The sequence below is a fragment of the Streptomyces sp. H39-S7 genome, assembly GCF_027158205.1.
GTDB lineage: Bacteria > Actinomycetota > Actinomycetes > Streptomycetales > Streptomycetaceae > Actinacidiphila.
Genome location: NZ_JAPVLU010000057.1, coordinates 25,743 through 48,335, shown reverse-complemented (window position 1 = coordinate 48,335; position 22,593 = coordinate 25,743). Strand labels below are relative to the sequence as shown.

General features: G+C 70.0%; 21 protein-coding genes. All 21 read left to right on the top strand.

Going from position 1 to position 22,593, the window contains the following annotated elements; all coding sequences use genetic code 11:
• Positions 1-101: 101 nt before the first annotated feature.
• The 21 genes from O3X23_RS36975 to atpA all read left to right on the top strand — a co-directional run bounded on the left by O3X23_RS36975 (position 102) and on the right by atpA (position 22,592).
• On the top strand, positions 102-554 hold the full coding sequence (locus O3X23_RS36975) for a response regulator (RefSeq protein ID WP_443048089.1): 453 nt from the start codon (positions 102-104) through the stop codon (positions 552-554).
• Between the two features lie 153 nt (positions 555-707).
• Positions 708-1,724, top strand: a complete 1,017-nt coding sequence (gene nrtL, locus O3X23_RS36970; RefSeq protein ID WP_269277343.1) for an ArgS-related anticodon-binding protein NrtL — start codon at positions 708-710, stop codon at positions 1,722-1,724.
• Between the two features lie 14 nt (positions 1,725-1,738).
• Complete coding sequence (gene lysA / locus O3X23_RS36965) at positions 1,739-3,130, top strand: diaminopimelate decarboxylase (protein WP_269277340.1); 1,392 nt, start codon at positions 1,739-1,741, stop codon at positions 3,128-3,130.
• Positions 3,131-3,242: 112 nt separating this feature from the next.
• Positions 3,243-4,535, top strand: a complete 1,293-nt coding sequence (locus O3X23_RS36960) for a homoserine dehydrogenase (RefSeq protein ID WP_269277337.1) — start codon at positions 3,243-3,245, stop codon at positions 4,533-4,535.
• A gap of 57 nt (positions 4,536-4,592) precedes the next feature.
• On the top strand, positions 4,593-5,657 hold the full coding sequence (gene thrC, locus O3X23_RS36955; protein ID WP_269277349.1) for a threonine synthase: 1,065 nt from the start codon (positions 4,593-4,595) through the stop codon (positions 5,655-5,657).
• 264 nt (positions 5,658-5,921) lie between these two features.
• Positions 5,922-6,845, top strand: a complete 924-nt coding sequence (gene thrB, locus O3X23_RS36950; RefSeq protein ID WP_269277334.1) for a homoserine kinase — start codon at positions 5,922-5,924, stop codon at positions 6,843-6,845.
• Between the two features lie 373 nt (positions 6,846-7,218).
• Positions 7,219-9,324, top strand: coding sequence for a transcription termination factor Rho (gene rho, locus O3X23_RS36945; RefSeq protein ID WP_269277330.1), 2,106 nt, complete (start codon positions 7,219-7,221; stop codon positions 9,322-9,324).
• 253 nt (positions 9,325-9,577) lie between these two features.
• Complete coding sequence (locus O3X23_RS36940; RefSeq protein ID WP_269277328.1) at positions 9,578-10,657, top strand: LCP family protein; 1,080 nt, start codon at positions 9,578-9,580, stop codon at positions 10,655-10,657.
• Positions 10,658-10,868: 211 nt separating this feature from the next.
• A complete protein-coding gene (gene rpmE, locus O3X23_RS36935; RefSeq protein ID WP_138355974.1) occupies positions 10,869-11,096 on the top strand; it encodes a 50S ribosomal protein L31 in 228 nt (75 codons plus the stop codon).
• Between the two features lie 108 nt (positions 11,097-11,204).
• Positions 11,205-12,293, top strand: coding sequence for a peptide chain release factor 1 (gene prfA / locus O3X23_RS36930; RefSeq protein WP_269277323.1), 1,089 nt, complete (start codon positions 11,205-11,207; stop codon positions 12,291-12,293).
• A gap of 66 nt (positions 12,294-12,359) precedes the next feature.
• Positions 12,360-13,205 (top strand): peptide chain release factor N(5)-glutamine methyltransferase, encoded by an 846-nt coding sequence (gene prmC / locus O3X23_RS36925; protein WP_269277321.1) that lies wholly within the window; start codon positions 12,360-12,362, stop codon positions 13,203-13,205.
• Between the two features lie 61 nt (positions 13,206-13,266).
• The gene (locus O3X23_RS36920; protein ID WP_269277318.1) at positions 13,267-13,914 is read left to right on the top strand and encodes an L-threonylcarbamoyladenylate synthase; all 648 of its coding nucleotides are present in this window, start codon (positions 13,267-13,269) and stop codon (positions 13,912-13,914) included.
• On the top strand, positions 13,911-14,558 hold the full coding sequence (locus tag O3X23_RS36915; protein ID WP_269277315.1) for an arsenate reductase/protein-tyrosine-phosphatase family protein: 648 nt from the start codon (positions 13,911-13,913) through the stop codon (positions 14,556-14,558). The genes O3X23_RS36920 and O3X23_RS36915 overlap by 4 nt, the downstream gene beginning before the upstream one ends.
• Before the next feature lie 146 nt (positions 14,559-14,704).
• Complete coding sequence (gene glyA, locus O3X23_RS36910; RefSeq protein ID WP_269277311.1) at positions 14,705-16,006, top strand: serine hydroxymethyltransferase; 1,302 nt, start codon at positions 14,705-14,707, stop codon at positions 16,004-16,006.
• A 159-nt stretch (positions 16,007-16,165) separates the two neighbouring features.
• Complete coding sequence (locus tag O3X23_RS36905) at positions 16,166-17,470, top strand: MraY family glycosyltransferase (RefSeq protein WP_269277309.1); 1,305 nt, start codon at positions 16,166-16,168, stop codon at positions 17,468-17,470.
• 260 nt (positions 17,471-17,730) lie between these two features.
• Complete coding sequence (locus O3X23_RS36900; protein WP_269277305.1) at positions 17,731-18,144, top strand: hypothetical protein; 414 nt, start codon at positions 17,731-17,733, stop codon at positions 18,142-18,144.
• 222 nt (positions 18,145-18,366) lie between these two features.
• Positions 18,367-19,176, top strand: coding sequence for a F0F1 ATP synthase subunit A (atpB, locus tag O3X23_RS36895; RefSeq protein ID WP_269277301.1), 810 nt, complete (start codon positions 18,367-18,369; stop codon positions 19,174-19,176).
• A 75-nt stretch (positions 19,177-19,251) separates the two neighbouring features.
• On the top strand, positions 19,252-19,503 hold the full coding sequence (gene atpE, locus O3X23_RS36890; protein WP_269277298.1) for an ATP synthase F0 subunit C: 252 nt from the start codon (positions 19,252-19,254) through the stop codon (positions 19,501-19,503).
• Positions 19,504-19,538: 35 nt separating this feature from the next.
• Complete coding sequence (locus O3X23_RS36885; protein WP_269277346.1) at positions 19,539-20,084, top strand: F0F1 ATP synthase subunit B; 546 nt, start codon at positions 19,539-19,541, stop codon at positions 20,082-20,084.
• The gene (locus O3X23_RS36880) at positions 20,081-20,896 is read left to right on the top strand and encodes a F0F1 ATP synthase subunit delta (protein WP_269277295.1); all 816 of its coding nucleotides are present in this window, start codon (positions 20,081-20,083) and stop codon (positions 20,894-20,896) included. Before O3X23_RS36885 ends, O3X23_RS36880 begins: the two co-directional genes overlap by 4 nt.
• Before the next feature lie 124 nt (positions 20,897-21,020).
• Positions 21,021-22,592 (top strand): F0F1 ATP synthase subunit alpha, encoded by a 1,572-nt coding sequence (gene atpA / locus O3X23_RS36875; RefSeq protein WP_269277292.1) that lies wholly within the window; start codon positions 21,021-21,023, stop codon positions 22,590-22,592.
• Position 22,593 lies beyond the last annotated feature (1 nt).

The window sequence follows — 22,593 nt, the reverse complement described above, 5'->3', positions numbered from 1 at the left end:
GGGGGGGGGGGGGGGGGGTGGGGTTGGGAAAGGTCCCTCTCACGGGGAAGAAGTGGGCAAATCGCGGACGGATCGCGATGGCCCCGCCTACTCTTCGAGATGTGCCGGGCATCTCCGGCCGGGTGCTTGTCGTCGACGACAACAAGGTCATCCGGCAGCTGATCAGGGTCAATCTCGAGCTGGAGGGCTTCGAGGTCGTGACCGCGGCTGACGGTGCCGAATGCCTGGACATCGTGCACCGCGTGCAGCCCGATGTGATCACGCTCGACGTGGTGATGCCCCGGCTGGACGGACTGCGGACCGCCGCCTGGCTGCGGTCCGACGCGCGGACGCGGGACATCCGGATCGCGATCGTCAGCGCGTGCACCCAGCTCGAGGTCGAGCGCGGCGTGGCCGCCGGGGTGGACGCGTTCCTGGGGAAGCCGTTCGAGCCCTCCGATCTGGTGAACATGGTGCGGCGGCTGGCCCTCGGCGGGCCGGGCGCCCCCGGCGCTCCCGGTAGTGAGGGCGCGCCCACCGAGGGCCAGGCGGCCGCCGCTCCCGGCAGCGGCTGAGCGGAATCCCGGCAGCGGGTGAGCGGGGCTGCTGGCAACGGTGGACGGAAACGCCCTGCAGCCGGTGAGCTGAGACCCCGGCCGGGCCGGGGCGGCGCCATCCCGGAGAAACCCGGTCGCGTGGGTACCCCCCTCCTCGCCTACCCTTTCCGTGTGACCCCCGCCGAGCTCTCCCGTGCTGTGCTGAGCACGGTTCGCCGCGCCGTCGCGGCCGATGAGCTGCGGGTGGCGGTGCCGGACCGGATCAGCGTGCAGCGGCCGCCCCGGCCCGGGTGCGGCGACTACGCGACGAATGTCGCGCTGCAGCTCGCGGGCGCCGCGGGCCGTCCGCCGCGGGAGGTCGCGGAGGTGCTGCGCAAGCGGCTGGCGGCGGAGCCCGGCATCGCGCAGGTGGTGATCGCGGGCCCCGGCTTCCTGAACATCACGCTCGAAGCAGCCGCCTACGGGGACGTGGTGCGCATGGTGCTGGAGCGCGGGGCGGCGTACGGCCACAGCGACGCGCTCGCCGGTACGTACGCGAACCCCGTCCATGACGGCGAGCCCCGCGCCGCCGTTACCGCCGAGGTCCTGACGCGGCTGCTCCGCGTCTGCGGCGCCCAGGTCACCCCCGCCGCCCACGTCCCCCCCACCGCCGAGCCCGTCCGCCCCCGTCCCGCCGGCGCCACCCGCCGCGAGCTCTGCGAGCTGCTCGGCGAGGACGCCGCCCGCTGGGCGCTGCTGCGCCCCCCGGCCGACGACGCGCCGGCCCTGGACGCGGCGGCACTGCTGTCGCAGCGCGCCGCCAATCCGCTCTTCCGTGTCCGGTACGCGCACGCCCGGAGCCGGGCACTGCTGCGCAACGCCCACGATCTGGGCATCGAACCCTCCTCCGACGCCTCGGACGGTACGTTTCACCATCCTGCGGAGACGGACCTCCTCGGCCTGATCGCCGACTACCCCCGTGTCATAGAGACCGCTGCCCGGCACCGCGCCCCCGATCGGGTCGCCCGCCACCTGGAGCGGCTCGCCGATGCTTTCCTCCGCTTCCACGACGAGTGCCCGCCGCTGCCGCGCGGCGACGAGAAACCCTTGGCCGCCCACCGTGTCCGGCTGTCGCTCGCCGAAGCGACCGGCACGGTGCTGGCAGGCGGCCTGGCCCTGCTCGGTATCAGCGCGCCAGAACACCTCTGAGGAGACAGAGTCCCGTGAGTAGATCCGCCCACCCCGCCGGGCCCCGCCACGCCGACGTGATGTCCGAGGGGCATTACACCGCGCCCCCCGCCGACCTGAACGTCCTCGATCCGCGCGTGTGGGCCCGTACGGTCACCCGTAACGCCGACGGCGCCGCCGAGGTCGGCGGGCTGGACGTGCGGGCGCTCGCCGAGGAGTTCGGGACGCCCGCCTACTTCCTCGACGAGGCCGACTTCCGGGCCCGCTGCCACGCCTGGCGCGACGCGTTCGGTGAGGGCGCGGACGTGTTCTACGCGGGGAAGGCGTTCCTTTCGCGGGCGGTCGTGAAGTGGCTGTTCGAGGAGGGGCTCAACCTCGACGTGTGTTCCGGCGGGGAGCTGGCGGTGGCGCTGTCGGCGGGGATGCCGGCCGACCGGATCGCGCTGCACGGCAACAACAAGTCGCTGGAGGAGATCGAGCGCGCCATCGAGGTGGGTGTGGGCCGGATTGTCCTGGACTCGTTCCAGGAGATCGTCCGGGTCGCGCACGTCGCCGAGCGGCTCGGCAAGCGCCAGCGGGTGCAGATCCGGGTGACCGTCGGCGTCGAGGCGCACACGCACGAGTTCATCGCGACGGCGCACGAGGACCAGAAGTTCGGGCTGGCGCTCGCCGGCGGGCAGGCGGCCGAGGCGGTGCGCCGGGTCCTGAAGCTCGACGCACTGGATTTGGTCGGCATCCACTCGCACATCGGCTCGCAGATCTTCGACATGGCCGGCTTCGAGGTCGCCGCGCGCCGGGTGGTGGCGCTGCTCGCCGCGGTCCGTGACGAGCACGGCGTGGAGCTGCCCGAGATCGACCTGGGTGGCGGCCTCGGCATCGCGTACACGTCGGAGGACGACCCGGCGGAGCCGCACGACATCGCCAGGGCGCTGCGGGAGATCGTCACCCGCGAGTGCGACGCGAACCGGCTGGGCGTTCCGCGGCTGTCCGTGGAGCCGGGCCGGGCGATCGTGGGCCCGACGGCGTTCACGCTGTACGAAGTGGGCACCGTGAAGCCGCTGGAGGGTCTGCGGACGTATGTGAGTGTGGACGGCGGGATGTCCGACAACATCCGCACCGCGCTGTACGACGCCGAGTACAGCGTCTCCCTGGTGTCCAGGACGTCCACGGCCGAGCCGATGCTCGCGCGGGTCGTCGGCAAGCACTGCGAATCCGGCGACATCGTCGTGAAGGACGCGTTCCTGCCCGCCGACCTCGCGCCCGGCGATCTGCTCGCCGTTCCGGCGACGGGGGCGTACTGCCGTTCCATGGCGAGCAATTACAACCATGCTCTGCGGCCACCCGTCGTGGCCGTGAATGATGGCGGGGCACGGGTGATTGTGCGACGGGAGACGGAGGACGATCTCCTGCGTCTTGACGTCGGCTGAAGTGAAATCTCAAAAATAGCGGGGCTGGTCTCACGCACCGGACAGGAGATGGATTCTCGCGTCCGGTGCGTGAGACTGGTCCTACCCCGAGAGATGTGAGAAACGAGGTCGGATGATGCGTACGCGTCCGCTGAAGGTGGCGCTGCTGGGCTGTGGTGTGGTCGGCTCAGAGGTGACGCGCATCATGACGACGCAGGGCGCCGATCTCGCCGCGCGAATCGGAGCCCCCGTCGAACTGGCCGGGATCGCGGTGCGGCGCCCCAACCGGGTGCGCGCCGGCGTGCCCGCGGAGCTGCTCACCACCGACGCCACCGCCCTGGTCAAACGGGGCGACATCGACGTCGTCATCGAGGTGATCGGCGGCATCGAGCCGGTCCGAACCCTCATCACCACCGCCTTCGAGCACGGCGCGTCCGTGGTCAGCGCCAACAAGGCGCTGCTCGCCGCGGACGGCGCGACGCTGCACGCCGCCGCCGCCGCGCACAAGGTCGACCTCTATTACGAGGCCGCGGTGGCCGGTGCCATCCCGCTGATCCGCCCGCTGCGCGAGTCGCTGGCCGGCGACAAGATCAACCGGGTGATGGGCATCGTCAACGGTACGACCAACTTCATCCTCGACAAGATGGACTCCAGCGGCGCCGGCTACTCCGAGGCGCTCGACGAGGCCACCGCGCTCGGCTACGCCGAGGCCGACCCGACCGCCGACGTGGAGGGCTTCGACGCCGCCGCCAAGGCCGCGATCCTGGCCGGCATCGCTTTCCACACCCGTGTGACCATGGACGACGTGTACCGGGAGGGCCTCACCGAGGTCACCGCCGCCGACATCGCGTCCGCCAAGCGGATGGGCTGCACGGTCAAGCTGCTGGCCATCTGCGAGCGCACCACGGACGGCAGGTCCGTCACCGCCCGGGTCCACCCGGCGATGATCCCGCTCAGCCATCCGCTGGCGAGCGTCCGTGAGGCGTACAACGCGGTCTTCGTCGAGGCGGAGGCCGCGGGTCAGCTCATGTTCTACGGTCCCGGCGCGGGCGGCGCACCCACCGCCTCCGCCGTACTCGGCGACCTCGTGGCCGCCTGCCGCAACAAACTGGCAGGCACCACAGGCGCCGGCGAGTCCGCGTACACGCAACTGCCGGTGAGCCCGATGGGCGATGTGGTCACCCGTTACCACATCAGCCTTGACGTGGCGGACAAACCGGGCGTTCTCGCCCAGGTCGCCACCGTTTTCGCGGAACACGACGTGTCGATCGACACGGTCCGCCAGCAGGGCAAGGACGGCGAAGCGTCCCTCGTCGTCGTCACTCACCGTGCGCCCGACGCCGCCTTGTCGGCGACCGTCGGGGCACTGCGGAAGCTCGACACCGTACGCGGCGTCGCCAGCATCATGCGCGTGGAAGGGGAGTAACCCACTATGAACGCTGTCACCACCGAATCTCCGAGCGGCTCCACCGCGGGTCCCCGAATGTCCGGCACCCACCAGTGGCGCGGCATCATCGAGGAGTACCGCGACCGGCTGCCGGTCGCTGCGGACTCCCCGGTCGTCACGCTGCTGGAGGGTGGCACTCCGCTCGTTCCCGCGCAGCTGCTCTCCGAGCTGACCGGGTGCGACGTGTTCCTCAAGGTCGAGGGCGCCAACCCCACCGGCTCCTTCAAGGACCGCGGGATGACCATGGCGATCACCCGCGCCAAGGAAGAGGGCGCCCAGGCCGTCATCTGCGCCTCCACCGGCAACACCTCCGCCTCGGCGGCCGCCTACGCGGTGCGCGCCGGGATGGTCTGCGCCGTCCTGGTGCCGCAGGGCAAGATCGCGCTGGGCAAGATGGGCCAGGCGCTGATCCACGGTGCCAAGATCCTTCAGGTCGACGGCAACTTCGACGACTGCCTGGACCTGGCGCGCGGACTGTCGGAGAAGTACCCGGTGGCGCTGGTCAATTCGGTCAACCCGGTACGTATCGAGGGCCAGAAGACCGCCGCGTTCGAAATCGTCGACGCGCTTGGCGACGCGCCCGACCTCCACCTGCTTCCGGTGGGCAACGCGGGCAACATCACCGCGTACTGGCGCGGCTACCGCGAGTATGCGGCTGACAAGATCTCCACCCGCAAGCCGCGCATGTGGGGCTTTCAGGCAGCCGGTTCCGCGCCGATCGTCAACGGTGCTCCGGTGCGCAGCCCGCAGACCATCGCGACCGCGATCCGGATCGGCAACCCGGCTTCCTGGCAGTTCGCCGAGGAGGCGCGGGACGAGTCCGGCGGTCTGATCGAAGCGGTGACCGACCGTCAGATCCTCTCCGCCTACCGGCTGTTGGCTGCCAAGGAGGGCGTCTTCGTGGAGCCCGCCTCGGCCGCGTCGGTGGCCGGCCTGCTCAAGGCGCTCGAAGAGGGCAAGGTCGACCCGGGGCAGCGGATCGTCTGCACCGTGACCGGCAACGGCCTCAAGGACCCGGACTGGGCGGTCGCCGGCGCGCCCCAGCCGGTCACCGTGGCGGTCGACGCGGACGCAGCCGCGGAGAAGCTGGGACTGGTCTGACGCGGCGCCGCAGCGCAGGGGCGCACGAAGAAGCTCGCGACACGCATCACGCGCTGTTCGTGCGCCCTATGTCGCAGCAGAACCTTCCTTCGATAGGCTGACCCCTACCGGCGCCGCAGTGTGCCGATCCGGTTCATGCCACAGGCATTGCCGCTCCTGCCGCAATCGCAGCCCCGCCGTACATCGCCAATGGCTCGGCATTCCGGGGCAGAACAGCACCTCTGCACAAGAAACAAGCACCAGTACAAGGAGAATCGTCGAACGATGGCCGGTCCCGCGTTCCGCGCCGCCGCGGTCCGAGTGCGCGTCCCCGCGACCAGCGCCAACCTCGGCCCCGGCTTTGACGCCTTCGGCCTGGCGCTGGGCCTTTACGACGATGTCGTGGTCCGGGTCGCCGACTCCGGGCTGCATGTGGACATCGCGGGCGAGGGCGCCGAGAACCTGGCCCGCGACGAGAAGCACCTGGTGGTGCGCTCCATGCGGACCGCTTTCGACCTGCTCGGCGGACAGCCGCGCGGCCTGGAGGTGGTCTGCGCCAACCGCATCCCGCACGGCCGCGGCCTGGGCTCCTCGTCCGCCGCGATCTGCGCGGGGATCATGGCCGCCCGCGCGGTGACCATAGGCGGCCCCGAGCGTCTCGACGACGCCGCGCTGCTGGAACTGGCCACCGAGATCGAGGGCCACCCCGACAACGTCGCCGCCTGTCTGCTCGGCGGCTTCACCCTCGCCTGGACCGAGTCCGGTGCCGCCCGCGCGATCCGGCTGGATCCGGCGGCCTCCGTCGTCCCGGTGGTCTTCGTCCCGTCCAAGCCGGTACTGACCGAGGTCGCCCGCGGCCTGCTGCCGCGGACCGTCCCGCATGTGGACGCGGCGGTCAACGCGGGCCGTGCCGCGCTGCTGGTGGAGGCGCTCACCCGCCGTCCCGAGCTGCTGCTGCCCGCCACCGAGGACCGGCTGCACCAGGACTACCGTGCTCCTGCCATGCCCGAAAGCGTGGCTCTGGTGAACCGGCTGCGTGCTGACGGCGTCCCCTCGGTCATCTCGGGAGCGGGACCCACGGTCCTCGCGCTCACCGAGGAAGGCGCCGCGGACAAAGTCTCCCGGCTCGCGGGCGAGGGGTGGGCGGCGAACCGTCTGGCCCTCGACGCGGCAGGGGCCTGTGTCCTGCCCCTCGCAGTGGGGCAGTGACACGATTGCCGGTTGGAGAGAGGGGGAATGTTTGTTGGATCCGGTAGTGTTAATGTCAAGCCTGCACTCGACGGACCATGCACACGAATGGTGCCGAAGTGCACGCAGCAGTGATCTGTGTCCCTTCTGGGGACCGCCACTCTTCCGGGAGCCTCCCACACCGCCTGAGCATCCCGCCTAAGCAGTGTCGAGCACGCTCCGGAGTCGGCGCGAATAATCTCCTTCACCCTTCGCGCCGGAACCATGTTTGTCTATCTGCCGCCATCAGGCGGACCATCGCCCCGGCTCTGAGCAGCGGAAACGCCCAGATCCGGACAGCACAACCGGTCGCCGAGCCAGACAGGCCGACGTCCGCTCCAGGGAAGGACCCTTCGTGAGCGACACCACCGATCTGATGGGCGTGCGTTCAGACGCCGCGCCCGCTCCGGACGCCGCTGCCGCGCCTGCCACCGGTGCTGCCCCCAAGCGCCGCCGGTCGGGGACCGGCCTCGACGGCATGGTCCTGGCAGAGCTGCAACAGCTTGCCTCCGGTCTCGGTATCAAGGGCACCGCGCGGATGCGCAAGAGCCAGCTGATCGAGACGATCAAGGACACCCAGGCCGGCAAGGGCGGGGCCACCAGCGCCCCCACCAAGGCCGCCGCGGTCGCCGGGACGGCGACGGCCGAGGCCGTCGCCGAGAAGCCGAAGCGCCGGGCGACCTCCCGGGCCCGCACGGTGGAGAGCTCCGAGCCCGCTGCCGCGGCTCCGGCCGCCGCCGCGCCGACCGAGGCGAAGCAGATCGACATTCCCGGCCAGCCCGCCGGTGAGCAGCCCAAGGCTGCCAGGAACGAGCGCGCCGGCGAGCGTGCCGAGGCCGTGGCGGACACCGCCGAGGGCAAGGGCGCCGCCGACGGCAAGGCCGCGACCGGCGAGGACCGCCAGGACCGCCAGCGCGGTCAGCGCGGCGACCGGCAGAACGACCGCCGTGAGCGACAGGAGCGGCAGCGCGAGCGCCGCAACAACCGTGGCGATGAGAGCGGTGCGGCCGCTGCCGGCGGCGCCGAGGGCGGCAACCGCCAGAACCGCGGTGGCAACCAGGGCGGCCAGAGCCAGGGCGGCGGCCAGGGCCAGAGCCCGCAGGGCCAGGGCCAGAGCCAGGGCCGCGACCAGAGCCAGGGCGGTCAGAGCCAGAGCCGTGACCAGGGCCGCGACCAGAGCCAGGGTCAGAACGCGCAGGACGACGACGAGTTCGGTGACGGCCGCGGCCGTCGTCGTGGCCGCTACCGCGACCGCCGTGGTCGGGGCAGCAACCGCCGCGACGAGCAGCAGCAGTTCGGCAACGAGCCGACCGTCAACGACGACGACGTCCTGATCCCCGTCGCGGGCATCCTGGACATCCTCGACAACTACGCGTTCATCCGGACGTCCGGCTACCTGCCGGGTCCGAACGACGTGTACGTCTCGCTCGCCCAGGTCCGCAAGAACGGCCTGCGCAAGGGTGACCACGTCACCGGCGCCGTCCGCCAGCCCAAGGACGGCGAGCGCCGCGAGAAGTTCAACGCGCTCGTCCGGCTGGACTCGGCGAACGGCATGGCGGCGGACTCCGGTCGTGGCCGTCCCGAGTTCCAGAAGCTGACCCCGCTGTACCCGCAGGACCGGCTCCGCCTGGAGACCGACCCGGGTGTGCTGACGACCCGGATCATCGACCTGGTCGCACCGATCGGCAAGGGCCAGCGCGGTCTGATCGTGGCCCCGCCGAAGACCGGTAAGACCATGATCATGCAGGCGATCGCCAACGCGATCACCGTCAACAACCCCGAGTGCCACCTGATGGTCGTCCTGGTCGACGAGCGTCCGGAAGAGGTCACCGACATGCAGCGGTCGGTGAAGGGCGAGGTCATCTCCTCGACCTTCGACCGCCCGGCCGAGGACCACACCACCGTCGCCGAGCTGGCCATCGAGCGCGCGAAGCGTCTCGTCGAGCTGGGTCACGACGTGGTCGTCCTGCTGGACTCGATCACCCGTCTGGGCCGCGCGTACAACCTCGCGGCCCCGGCCTCCGGCCGCATCTTGTCCGGTGGTGTCGACTCGACCGCGCTCTACCCGCCGAAGCGCTTCTTCGGTGCGGCGCGCAACATCGAGGACGGCGGCTCGCTGACCATCCTGGCCACCGCGCTGGTCGAGACCGGCTCGCGCATGGACGAGGTGATCTTCGAGGAGTTCAAGGGCACCGGCAACATGGAGCTCAAGCTCGACCGCAAGCTCGCCGACAAGCGCATCTTCCCCGCGGTGGACGTCGACCCGTCCGGTACCCGTAAGGAAGAGATCCTGCTCGACCGCGACGAGCTCGCGATCGTCTGGAAGCTCCGCCGGGTGCTGCACGCGCTCGACTCCCAGCAGGCGATCGAGCTGCTGCTGGACAAGATGAAGCAGACGAAGTCGAACGCCGAGTTCCTGATGCAGATCGCCAAGACGACCCCGGGCAACAACAACGACTGACGGGTTCGCCCCTTTCGAGACGTCTGTCACGCGATATACGTCGTAGAAGGGCTGTCATAAGGGCGAGAAGGCGTAAGAGCGGGCTCTCGGGCTCCCCGCAAGGGGGACCTGAGAGCCCGTTCTTATGTTCGGCGTGCACACTCGCCAGGAACCACGTCGGACGAATCACCGTCTGACAGGTCAGGACAAGCCACGCCTGAGCGACACAGCTGGGGGTAGCCGCACACCGACGACGGACGAGGACTGAGGGGCCATGGCGGACCACACGAGCGATGCGCGGCGCACGGCCCCGGGCCGCCGTCCGCTGCGAATAACCGCCTGGACCGTCGCCGGCCTGGTCGTGCTGGGCGGCGTCGGTTCCGGATACCTGTACTTCAAGCTCAACGGGAACATCACCGGCGTCGACATCAACCGGGCGCTCGGTGACAACCGGCCCGCGCAGGTCGACAACGGCTCCGAGGACATACTCGTCCTCGGCTCCGACTCCCGCGCCGGCGCCAACGACAAGTACGGTGCGGACGAGGGCAGCGCCCGCTCCGACACCGCGATGATCGTGCACCTCTACGAGGGCCACAGGACCGCCAGCGTGGTGAGCATCCCGCGCGACACCCTGATCACCCGCCCCGAGTGCACCAAGACCGCCGGCGGCACCTCTCCCGAGGCCCGCAAGGTGATGTTCAACGAGTCGTACGAGCTCGGTGGCCCGGCGTGCGCGGTCAAGACCGTCGAGTCGCTGACCGGTATCCGCATGGATCACTACATCGAGGTCGACTTCACCGGCTTCAAGGGCCTGATCGACGCCCTGGGCGGGGTCCCCATCACCACCACCAAGGCGATCCACGACAAATCCAGCCACCTGGACCTGGCGGCCGGCACCCACACGCTCAACGGCGAGCAGTCGCTCGGCCTGGTCCGCACCCGGCACGGCGTGGCCGACGGCAGCGACCTGGGCCGCATACAGCTGCAGCAGGCGTTCATGAAGGCGCTCATGGACCGGGCGAACGGTCTGGGCGTGCTGTCGAACCCCGCGAAGCTCTACAAGGTCGCCGACAAGGCCACCACGGCCATCACCACCGACTCGGAGCTCGCCTCCATCAGCGGGCTCCAGGGGCTGGCGGGAAGCCTCTCCAGCCTGAAGTCCGAGAACATCGACATGGTGACGCTGCCGGTCCAGTACGCCAAGAGCGACGAGAACCGCGTCGAGCCCCTGGACGCCCAGGCCGCGCTCGTGTGGCAGGCGCTCACGTCGGACCTGCCGATACCGGCGGCCGCCCTCAAGGGCTCCGCCGCCGCCGAGACTGATGCCAAGGGCGTCGTCGGAAGCGGTTCCTGAAACGTTCCCGAACCCTTCCGGCGGGCTCCCGCGCAGCTCCCGCACGGGTTCGGGGCGTTTTCCCGGCCGCGCGGAGCCGTCGGGAATGAAATCCGGCCGCCTCTCGTTTTGGGAGATGCGGCCGGTGCTGGCAGACTGGACCGCTGGCCCCGGTTCACGTGACGCAAACCCGCTCCACGACCCGGCGCCCTCCCGAACCTAGGAGCATCCCTTGAAGCGCGAAATTCACCCCGAGTACGTCGAGACCCAGGTCACCTGCACCTGTGGCGCGTCGTTCACGACCCGCAGCACCGAGAAGAGCGGCGTGATTCGCGCCGACGTCTGCTCCGCGTGCCACCCGTTCTACACGGGCAAGCAGAAGATCCTCGACACCGGTGGCCGCGTGGCCCGCTTCGAGGCCCGCTTCGGCAAGAAGGCCGCCGGGTCCGCCCAGAAGTAGCGACCCGAAAGCGCCGGTTCTCGGTCCCCGTCACGTCGGGGGACCGGACCGGCGCTTTGTCGTCCGGTACCGATAGCAGTCCAGGGTTGTCCAGGAGAGGCACAGCAGATGTTCGAGGCAGTCGAGGAACTGATCGGCGAGCACGCCGACCTCGAGAAGCGGCTCGCCGATCCCGCGGTGCACGCGGATCAGGCCAATGCCCGCAAGCTCAACAAGCGCTACGCCGAGCTGACGCCCATCATCGGCACCTACCGCTCCTGGAAGCTGACCGGCGAGGACATCGAGACCGCCCGTGAGTACGCCCAGGACGATCCGGACTTCGCGGCCGAGCTCAAGGTGCTGGACAAGCAGCGCGCCGAGCTGACCGAGAAACTGCGGCTGCTGCTCGTACCGCGCGACCCGCACGACGAGAAGGACGTCATCCTCGAGGTCAAGGCCGGAGAGGGCGGCGAGGAGTCCGCGCTGTTCGCCGGCGACCTGCTGCGGATGTACCTGCGGTACGCCGAGCGCGTCGGCTGGAAGACCGAGCTCATCGAGGCGAACGAGTCCGACCTCGGCGGCTACAAGGACGTCCAGGTCGCCGTGAAGACCAAGGGCGGCAACGGGGCCACCGAGCCCGGCCAGGGCGTCTGGGCGCGGCTGAAGTACGAAGGCGGGGTGCACCGCGTGCAGCGGGTGCCCGCCACCGAGTCGCAGGGCCGGATCCACACCTCCGCGGCCGGCGTGCTCGTCACGCCCGAAGCCGAGGAGGTCGAGGTCGAGATCGGCCCGAACGACCTGCGCATCGACGTGTACCGCTCGTCGGGACCCGGCGGCCAGTCCGTCAACACCACCGACTCCGCGGTGCGCATCACGCACCTGCCGTCCGGTCTGGTCGTCTCCTGCCAGAACGAGAAGAGCCAGCTCCAGAACAAGGAGTCGGCCATGCGTATCCTGCGGTCCAGGCTGCTCGCGGCCGCGCAGGAGGAAGCCGACCAGGAGGCCTCCGACGCGCGCCGCAGCCAGGTCCGCACGGTGGACCGCTCCGAGCGGATCCGGACGTACAACTACCCCGAGAACCGCATCTCGGACCACCGCGTCGGCTTCAAGGCGTACAACTTGGACCAGGTCCTCGACGGGGACCTCGACGCGATGATCCAGGCGTGTGTCGATGCCGACTCCGCCGCCAAGCTGGCCGCGGCCGGCGACGCCGGCTGACACCGGCCGCGACACCGGCCGAAGCGCCGGCTGACCGGCCACAGCGAGCTAACAGGAGGGCAATCAGTGAACGTGCTGCTCGCCGAGGTGGCGCAGGCCGCCCAGCGGCTGGCCGACGCCGGCGTGCCGTCCCCGCGCTTCGACGCGGAGGAACTGGCCGCGTATGTGCACGGCGTCAAGCGCGGCGAGCTGCACTCGGTCGCCGACTCCGAGTTCGACGCCCGCTACTGGGAGGCGGTCGCCCGCCGCGAGGCCCGCGAACCGCTCCAGCACATCACCGGACGCGCCTTCTTCCGGTACCTGGAGCTGCAGGTCGGTCCGGGTGTCTTCGTCCCGCGCCCCGAGACGGAGTCGGTCGTCGGCTGGGCGATAGACGCCGTACGGGCCATGGACGTCGCCGAGCCGCTGATCGTGGACCTGTGCACCGGGTCCGGCGCGATCGCGCTGGCGCTGGCCCAGGAGGTGCCGCGCTCGCGCGTGCACGCCGTGGAACTGTCGGAGAAGGCCCTGGAATGGGCCCGCAAGAACATCGAGGGAAGCAAGGTCCAGCTGGAGCACGGGGACGCGCTCGCCGCGTTTCCCGAGCTCAACGGCCAGGTGGACCTCGTCATCAGCAATCCGCCGTACATCCCGCTCACCGAGTGGGAGTACGTGCAGCCCGAGGCGCGTGACCACGACCCCGAACTTGCCCTCTTCTCGGGTGAGGACGGCCTCGACACCATCCGCGGCATCGAGCGCACGGCGCACCGGCTGCTGCGGCCGGGTGGCGTCGTCGTGATCGAGCACGCGGATTCCCAGGGGGGTCAGGTTCCGTGGATCTTCAAGGAGGACGCCGGCTGGGCCGACGCCGCCGACCACCCCGACCTGAACAACCGGCCCCGCTTCACCACCGCACGCAAGGCGACGCCATGATGGCGCGGGTCAACTGCACGCACGGTGCCGCAGCGGCGGCGCACAGCCTGGAGGTCAGCTAATGGCACGGCGTTACGACTGCTCGGACGCGACCGACCGCGCCGCCGGACTGCGCGAAGCGACGTCCGCCATCAAGCGTGGTGAGCTCGTCGTGCTGCCCACCGACACCCTGTACGGCATCGGCGCGGACGCGTTCGACGCACAGGCCGTCGGCGATCTGCTGGAGGCCAAGGGGCGCGGCCGCAACATGCCCTCCCCGGTGCTGGTCGGCTCCCCGAACACGCTGCACGGCCTGGTCACGGACTTCTCCGAGCTGGCCTGGGAGCTCGTCGACGCCTTCTGGCCCGGCGCGCTCACCCTTGTCGCCAAGCACCAGCCGTCCCTGAACTGGGACCTCGGCGACACCCGTGGCACCGTCGCCGTCCGGATGCCGCTGCACCCCGTCGCGATCGAACTGCTGACCGCCACCGGGCCGCTCGCGGTGTCCAGCGCCAACCTGACCGGCCACCGTTCGCCCGAGGACTGCGACGCCGCCCAGGAGATGCTCGGCGACTCCGTCGCGGTGTACCTGGACGCCGGGCCGACACCCGCCACCGTCCCGTCGTCCATCGTCGACGTGACCGGCAGGATCCCGGTGCTGCTGCGGGCCGGCGCGATCAGCGCCGACCAGCTGCGCGAGGTTGTACCCGACCTGGAGGAGCGCAATTGACCGCGCCCGAAAGGCGTGGCATACCGGGGCTGCCTGGTCAAAGGGACGACCGCTTCCGCATCCTCCACGTCTGCACCGGCAATGTCTGCCGCTCGCCGATCGCCGAGCGGCTGACCCGCCATGAGCTGACGCTGCGCCTCGGCGACGGTGCCGACGGCATCCTCGTCGAGTCCGCCGGCACGTGGGGGCACGAAGGCGCGCCCATGGAGGCGCACGCCGCCGCCGTCCTCACCGAGTACGGCGCCGACGCGTCCGGGTTCATCGGCCGTGAACTGCTCGACGACCACGTCATCGACGCCGACCTGGTGCTCACCGCGACCCGCGACCACCGCGCGCAGGTCATCTCGATGGGGCACGCGGCCGGGCTGCGCACCTTCACGCTGAAGGAGTTCACCCGGTTGGTGCGGGCGATAGACCCCGCGACCCTCCCCGAGGGCACCGTGTCGGACCGCGCCCGTGCGCTGGTCCGTGCCGCCGCCGCGCTGCGCGGCTGGCTGCTGGCCCCGAGCGCCGAGGCCGACGAGGTCTACGACCCCTACGGCGCCCCGATCGGGTTCTTCCGCAACATCGGCGAGGAGATCCACAGCTCCCTGGACCCGGTCGTCACCGCGCTGACCGGAATCCGCACCCCGACGCCCCGGTAGGTCCCCGGTCCCCGGGTAGGGCCCCGACAGGCCGGGCACGGGCGGGCATGGCCGGATCCGGCCGGATCCCGCGCTCGCCGGGCGCCGCGGCGACGGCGCCCCTACAGTTGGGTGCAGTTACCCGACCCTCCTGCGGGAGTCCTGCCATGCCGGTCGCCGAAACAACCGCACCAACCCTGCCGCGGCTCGCCGCCCGGACGTGGCAGCCGGACTTCGACGCACTGCGGCGGCAGGACCCCGAGCTGGCGGGCGCGCTGCTGGCCGAGCTGGAACGGCAGAGCACGACGCTGCAGTTGATCGCGGGGGAGAACTTCACCTCGTCCGCCGTCCTGGCCGCGCTCGGCTCGCCGCTCGCCAACAAGTACGCCGAGGGGTACCCCTCACGTCGCCACCACTCCGGGTGCGAGCTGGTCGACGTGGCGGAACGGCTCGCGGTGGAGCGCGCCACCGGCCTGTTCGGCGCCGCGCACGCCAACGTTCAGCCGTATTCCGGCTCCTCCGCGGTGCTGGCCGCGTACGCGGCGCTGCTGGTCCCCGGCGACAAGGTGCTCGCGATGGCGCTGCCGCACGGCGGCCACCTCACGCACGGCTCGCAGGCGAACTTCTCCGGCCGCTGGTTCCGCTTCGTCGGCTACGGCGTGACGCCGCCGGAGGCCCCGGACGGCGGTGGCCTGATCGACTACGACCAGGTCCGGGCGCTGGCCCGGGAGCACCGCCCCAAGGCCATCGTGTGCGGCGCCATCGCATACCCCCGGCACATCGACTACCGGCTGTTCCGGGAGATCGCCGACGAGGTCGACGCGTATCTGATCGTGGACGCCGCGCACACTCTGGGCCTGGTGGCGGGCGGCGCCGCGCCCAACCCGGTGCCGTACGCCGATGTGGTGTGCGCCACCACCCACAAGGTGCTGCGCGGGCCGCGCGGCGGCCTGATCCTGTGCGGCGCCGATCTGGCCCAGCGGATCGACCGGGCGGTCTTCCCGTTCTCGCAGGGCGGCCCGCACCTGCACTCCATCGCCGCGAAGGCGGCGGCCTTCGCCGAGGCCGCGACCCCGGCGTTCGCCACGTACGCCCACCAGGTCGTCGCCAACGCGCGACTGCTGGCCGACGCGCTCTCCGCCGAGGGGATGACGATCACCACCGGTGGCACCGACACCCACATGATCACCGCGGACGTCACCCCCCTGGGTGTCACCGGGGTACAGGCCAGGGGACGTTGCGCCGCCGCCGGGATCGTCCTCGACAAGTACGCGCTGCCGTACGATCCGCAGCCGTCCGACGTCGGGTCCGGCATTCGGATCGGCACCGCCGCGGTGACCACCCAGGGCATGGGAGAACTGGAGATGCCGCAGGTCGCGTCGCTGATCGCGCGGGCGCTGCGCGAGGAATCCGGGCTCGCGGCGGAGATCGCCCGACTCGTCGGAGGCTTCCCGCCGTACCCGGCGTGATCGGCTTTCCGGGGTCCGTGGAACCACGGCCGCACCCTGTGAGTCTTCGCAGATGTTCGCAGCTGCGAGTACGACGCCACTAAGGTGTGACGCTGTGAGGACCTGCCCGACGCCCCTGGAGCACCGCTTCTCCCGGCCGACCCTGCCGGAGGCAGCCCTGTGCGCGAGTATCTGCTGACGCTTTGTGTGACCGCCGCCGTCACGTATCTCCTGACGGGCCCGGTGCGGAAGTTCGCCATCGCGGCCGGCGCCATGCCGGAGATCCGTGAGCGGGACGTGCACCGGGAACCGACCCCCAGGCTCGGCGGGATCGCGATGTTCGGCGGACTCTGCGCGGGTCTGCTGGTCTCCTCCCACCTGTGGAACCTCAGCAGCGTCTTCGAGCTGTCCAACGAGCCGCGGGCGCTGTTGTCCGGGGCGGGCCTGATCTGGCTGCTGGGCGTGCTGGACGACAAGTGGGGCGTGGACGCCCTGATCAAGCTCGGCGCCCAGATGATCGCCGCCGGCGTCATGGTGCTCCAGGGTCTGACGATCCTGTGGCTGCCGGTCCCCGGTGTGGGAACGGTCTCGCTGTCACCGATCCAGTCCACGCTGCTCACCGTCGCGCTGGTCGTGATCACCATCAACGCCGTCAACTTCGTCGACGGCCTGGACGGCCTGGCGTCCGGCATGGTCGCCATCGCCGCCATCGCGTTCTTCATGTACGCGTACCGCATGTGGTACGGCTACGGCGTCGAGGCGGCCGCGCCCGCGACGCTGTTCAGTGCCATCCTCATCGGGATGTGCCTGGGCTTCCTCCCGCACAACCTGCACCCGGCCCGGATCTTCATGGGCGACTCCGGCTCGATGCTGATCGGCCTGGTCCTCGCCTCGTCCGCGATCTCCATCACCGGCCAGGTGGACCCGGACGCGATCACCGACATGACGGGGTCGACCCGGGAGACCGTGCACTTCATGGTGCCGGTCTACATGCCGCTGCTGCTGCCGCTCACCCTGATCGCGATCCCGGCCGCCGACCTGGTGCTGGCCATCGTGCGCCGCACCTGGAACGGGCAGTCGCCGTTCGCCGCCGACCGCGGTCACCTGCACCACCGGCTGCTGGAGATCGGGCACTCGCACAGCCGGGCCGTGCTGATCATGTACTTCTGGTCGGCGCTCATCGCGTTCGGCGCGGTCGCCTTCTCGCTCAACTCCTCCAGCCTGTGGATCGTGCTCGTGATCATGGTCCTCAGCGCGGTGGGCCTGGTCGTGCTGCTGCTGCCCCGGTTCCGCCCGCGCGCACCGCGCTGGGCCGAGTCGTTCGTGCCGCCCCGCTACCGCGGCAAGCGCCGTACGACGCGGGCCGCGCAGGCCGCCGCCGAGCAGCTGATCCGCTCCGGCGGAGCGGCCGGCGTGCACGGCTCGACGGCCATCGGCGACCGCTCCCGGCTGCCCGACCGACGCCCGGTCGACAGCCGCAGGTAACCGGCCGTTCCCAGTACCAGACTTCCGGCCGGACGTCAGCGTGACGACACGCCAAGTACTCCTTCCGTGTGACAGGCGGCACACTTACAAGGTAAAGACCGCATCAAATACTTTGTGATACCGTTCACGAAACCCGGGAAACAAGCCGAAAGACCCAAGTACGACGGTCTTCCGGCGTGAGGCACGTCCTCGGTCCGGGTCTACGCTCGTCTCCGACGACCAGCCGCTTTCCCCCAACTCCCGCCGGAGGAGCTGCCACCATGCAGTCCAACGACGTCCGAATGTTCCTTCACTGCGCTGTCCCCTCTGCCGCCGCCGGTGTCATCGCCGTCGTTGTCAGTGGTGTGCTCGCCGGTGGCAAGGGAGCACTCGGCGCCGCTTTCGGCGCGTTCGTGGTGATCGCGTTCATGTCGATCGGCCTGTTGGTTCTGCAGCGAGTGGCGAAGTCGTACCCGGCGCTGTTCCAGATGATGGGGCTCGCGCTGTACACGACCCAGATTCTGCTGCTCGCGATCGTTCTCGCGGTGTTCAAGAACACCGAGCTGTTCAACCAGCGGGCGTTCGCCTTCGCACTCCTCGGCACCACTCTTGTCTGGATCGCCGCACAGGCCCGAGCCCATATGAAGGCGAAGATCCTGTATGTCGAGCCGGATTCCGCCGGGTCCACATCGTGAACCGTAGGGCCGGTGTAAAGCCGTCTCCGCTCATTTGCTATCGTCCGGTCTCAACTGCGGCACGGCTGGCGCGGGTGGCGGAGCTGCCTGCACAGTCTCTCGGCGTCAAGCCGATGAGCCGCCCCCATTTCTGCCAGACCAGTCCAGTGCCGTTCCGTGGCTGTACGCCGCGCCGACACATCGAGGTTGCCGTACCCATGCGCCACGCTGAAGGAGCTCGCGGTGAGTGCTGATCAGGTTCTCGCCTTCGAGACCAACTGCCACATCTTCGACGGGTGCGGCTTCCCGGCTCCCGGCCTGCACTCCTTCCTTTTCGAGCCGATCTTCAGCATCGGCGGTTTCGACTTCAACAAGCCGATGCTGCTGGCCCTGCTGAGCACAGTGCTCATCGTCGGGTTCTTCTGGGCGGCCTTCAACAAGCCGAAGCCGGTACCCGGCAAGCTCCAGATGATCGGCGAGGCGGGCTACGACTTCGTCCGCCGAGGGATCGTCTACGAGACGCTCGGCAAGCGGGAGGGCGAGAAGTACGTCCCCCTGATGGTCTCGCTGTTCTTCTTCGTCTGGATCATGAACCTCTGGTCGATCATCCCGGTCGCCCAGTTCCCGGTGACGGCGATCATCGCCTTCCCGGTCGGCCTGGCCGGGATCGTGTACGTGCTGTGGATGTACCTGACGTTCAAGAAGCACGGCCTCGTGGGCGGCTTCAAGAACATCACCGGCTACGACCCGACGCTGGGCAAGGTCCTGCCGCTGTCGATGACCATCGAGTTCTTCTCGAACGTGCTGGTCCGCCCGTTCACGCACGCGGTCCGACTCTTCGCGAACATGTTCGCGGGCCACACCCTGCTGCTGCTGTTCACGATCGCCAGCTGGTACCTGTTCAACCAGATCGGCATCGCGTACGCGGGCGTCTCGTTCCTCATGACGATCGTCATGACCGCGTTCGAGCTCTTCATCCAGGCCGTTCAGGCGTACGTCTTCGTGCTCCTGGCCACCTCGTACGTCCAGGGCGCGCTCGCCGAGCACCACTGAGCACCGCTCCTCCCAGCCCAACAGATGTCCGGTGGCCAACCCCCACCGGCTTGTGAAAGAGAAGGAAGAACCGGCATGTCCGCTCTCGCGCAGACCCTCGCCGCTGGCGTCGAAATCAAGGGCAACCTCGGCTCGATCGGCTACGGCCTCGCCGCCATCGGCCCCGGCGTCGGCATCGGCATCATCTTCGGTAACGGCACCCAGGCCCTTGCCCGTCAGCCTGAGGCTGCCGGCCTGATCCGCGCCAACCAGATCCTCGGCTTCGCCTTCTGTGAGGCGCTCGCCCTCATCGGTCTGGTCATGCCGTTCGTCTACCCGACCAGCTGATTACGGCACTAGCCCCTTTGACGGAAGGCACTGATGTGATCGCCCTGGTACAGATGGCGGCCGAGGAGGCGGAAAACCCCCTCATCCCGCCGGTCCCCGAGCTCATCATCGGCCTGATCGCCTTCGCCATCGTCTTCGGCTTCCTCGCCAAGAAGCTCCTCCCGAACATCAACAAGGTTCTGGACGAGCGCCGCGAGGCCATCGAAGGCGGCATGGAGAAGGCCGAGGCCACCCAGGCCGAGGCGCAGCAGACGCTCGAGCAGTACCGCGAGCAGCTCTCCGAGGCCCGGCACGAAGCCGCGCGACTGCGCCAGGAGGCGCAGGAGCAGGGCGCCGCACTCATCGCCGAGATGCGCGCGGAAGGCCAGCGGCAGCGCGAGGACATCGTCACGGCCGGCCACGCGCAGATCGCGGCCGACCGCAAGGCCGCCGCGCAGGCGCTGCGCCAGGACGTGGGCAAGCTCGCCACCGACCTGGCCGGCAAGCTTGTCGGCGAGTCCCTCGAGGACACCGCCCGGCAGAGCCGCACCATCGACCGCTTCCTCGACGAGCTCGAGGAGAAGGCCGAGGCCACGCGATGAACGGCGCGAGCCGCGAGGCACTGGCCGCCGGACGCGAGCAGCTCGACGCGCTGACGGACAACACGTCCGTCGACGCTGCGAAGCTCGGGGAAGAGCTGGCCTCCGTCACGGGGCTGCTCGACCGCGAGGGATCGCTGCGGCGTGCCCTGACCGACCCGGCGAAGACCGGCGAGGCCAAGGCGGGACTGGCCGGGCAGCTGCTCGGCAGCCAGCTCGGCGGAGAGACCCTCGACCTCGTGTCGGGCCTGGTCCGCTCCCGCTGGTCCCGGTCGCGCGACCTGACGGACGCGGTGGAGGAGCTTTCCTACGCCGCCGACCTGGTCGCCGCCCAGCGCACCGGCGCTCTCGACGACGTCGAGGACGAGCTGTTCCGCTTCGGCCGGATCGTCTCCGCCAGCAGCGAGCTGCGGGCCGCGCTGACCGACAAGGTCGTCGCGACCTCGGCCAAGGCCGAGCTGCTGCGCTCGCTGCTCGAGGGCCGGGTCAACCCGGTCACCGAGCGGCTGGTCGCCCGGCTTGTCACCCACCCGCGGGGACGTAGCCTGGAAGCAGGGCTCGAAGCCCTGTCCAAGCTGGCAGCCGCCCGCCGTAATCGGATGGTCGCGGTGGTGGTCTCGGCCGTACCGCTGACCGACCAGCAGAAGCAGCGCCTCGGCGCCGCGCTGGCCAAGCTGTACGGCCGGCAGGTGCACCTGAACCTCGACGTGGACCCCACGGTCCTCGGCGGGATCACGGTGCGCGTCGGCGAAGAGGTCATCAACGGCACCATCGCCGACCGTCTCGAAGAGGCGGCACGGCGGATGGCCGGCTGAGACCAGCCACCAACTCAAGAGCATGACCGCGGCCCGAGTTGGGCCGTAGCGAGGTGCCTGCCGGGGACGACCCCCAGGCACCCGCAGGAAACTTCGGGCCCAACAAGGAGAGCAGGGAACCCAGATGGCGGAGCTCACGATCCGGCCGGAGGAGATCCGGGACGCGCTGGAGACCTTTGTCCAGTCGTACCAGCCGGACGCCGCCTCGCGCGAGGAGGTCGGCACGGTCAGCGAAGCCGGTGACGGCATCGCGAAGGTCGAGGGTCTTCCCTCGGCCATGGCGAACGAACTGCTGAAGTTCGAGGACGGGACCCTCGGTCTCGCGCTGAACCTCGAAGAGCGCGAAATCGGCGCTATCGTCCTCGGCGAGTTCAGCGGTATCGAGGAGGGCCAGCCGGTGCGACGCACCGGAGAGGTCCTGTCCGTCGCGGTCGGCGAGGGCTACCTGGGCCGGGTCGTCGACCCGCTCGGCCAGCCGATCGACGGCCTCGGCGAGATCGAGACGGACGCCCGTCGCGCCCTGGAGCTGCAGGCTCCCGGCGTCATGGTGCGTAAGTCGGTGCACGAGCCGATGCAGACCGGCCTCAAGGCCGTCGACGCGATGGTGCCGATCGGCCGCGGTCAGCGTCAGCTGATCATCGGCGACCGCCAGACGGGCAAGACCGCCCTGGCTGTCGACACGATCATCAACCAGCGTGACAACTGGCGTTCCGGCGACCCGAAGAAGCAGGTCCGCTGCATCTACGTCGCCATCGGCCAGAAGGGCTCCACCATCGCGTCCGTGCGCGGTGCGCTGGAGGAGGCGGGCGCTCTCGAGTACACGACGATCGTCGCGGCTCCGGCGTCCGACCCGGCCGGCTTCAAGTACCTCGCCCCGTACACCGGTTCGGCCATCGGCCAGCACTGGATGTACCAGGGCAAGCACGTCCTGATCGTCTTCGACGACCTGTCGAAGCAGGCCGACGCCTACCGCGCCGTCTCCCTGCTGCTCCGCCGCCCGCCGGGCCGCGAGGCGTACCCGGGTGACGTCTTCTACCTGCACTCCCGTCTCCTCGAGCGTTGCGCCAAGCTCTCGGACGACATGGGCGCGGGTTCGATGACCGGTCTGCCGATCGTCGAGACCAAGGCGAACGACGTGTCGGCGTTCATTCCGACCAACGTCATCTCCATCACTGACGGCCAGTGCTTCCTGGAGTCCGACCTGTTCAACGCGGGCCAGCGCCCGGCGCTGAACGTCGGTATCTCGGTCTCGCGAGTCGGCGGCAGCGCGCAGCACAAGGCCATGCGCCAGGTGTCCGGCCGTCTGCGCGTCGACCTCGCCCAGTACCGCGAGCTGGAGGCGTTCGCCGCCTTCGGTTCCGACCTGGACGCGGCGTCGAAGGCGCAGCTGGAGCGCGGCAAGCGGATGGTCGAGCTGCTGAAGCAGGGCCAGTACGCGCCGTACTCGGTCGAGGACCAGGTCGTCTCCATCTGGGCCGGCACCACCGGCAAGATGGACGACGTGCCGGTCGAGGACATCCGCCGCTTCGAGCGGGAGCTCCTCGACTACATGGGCCGCGAGCACAAGGGCCTGATGAACAGCATCGTCGAGGGCGCGAAGATGTCCGACGACACGCTGCAGGCGCTTGCCGAGTCCGTTGCCACCTTCAAGCAGCAGTTTGAGACGTCGGACGGCAAGCTCCTGGGTGAGGGCTGAG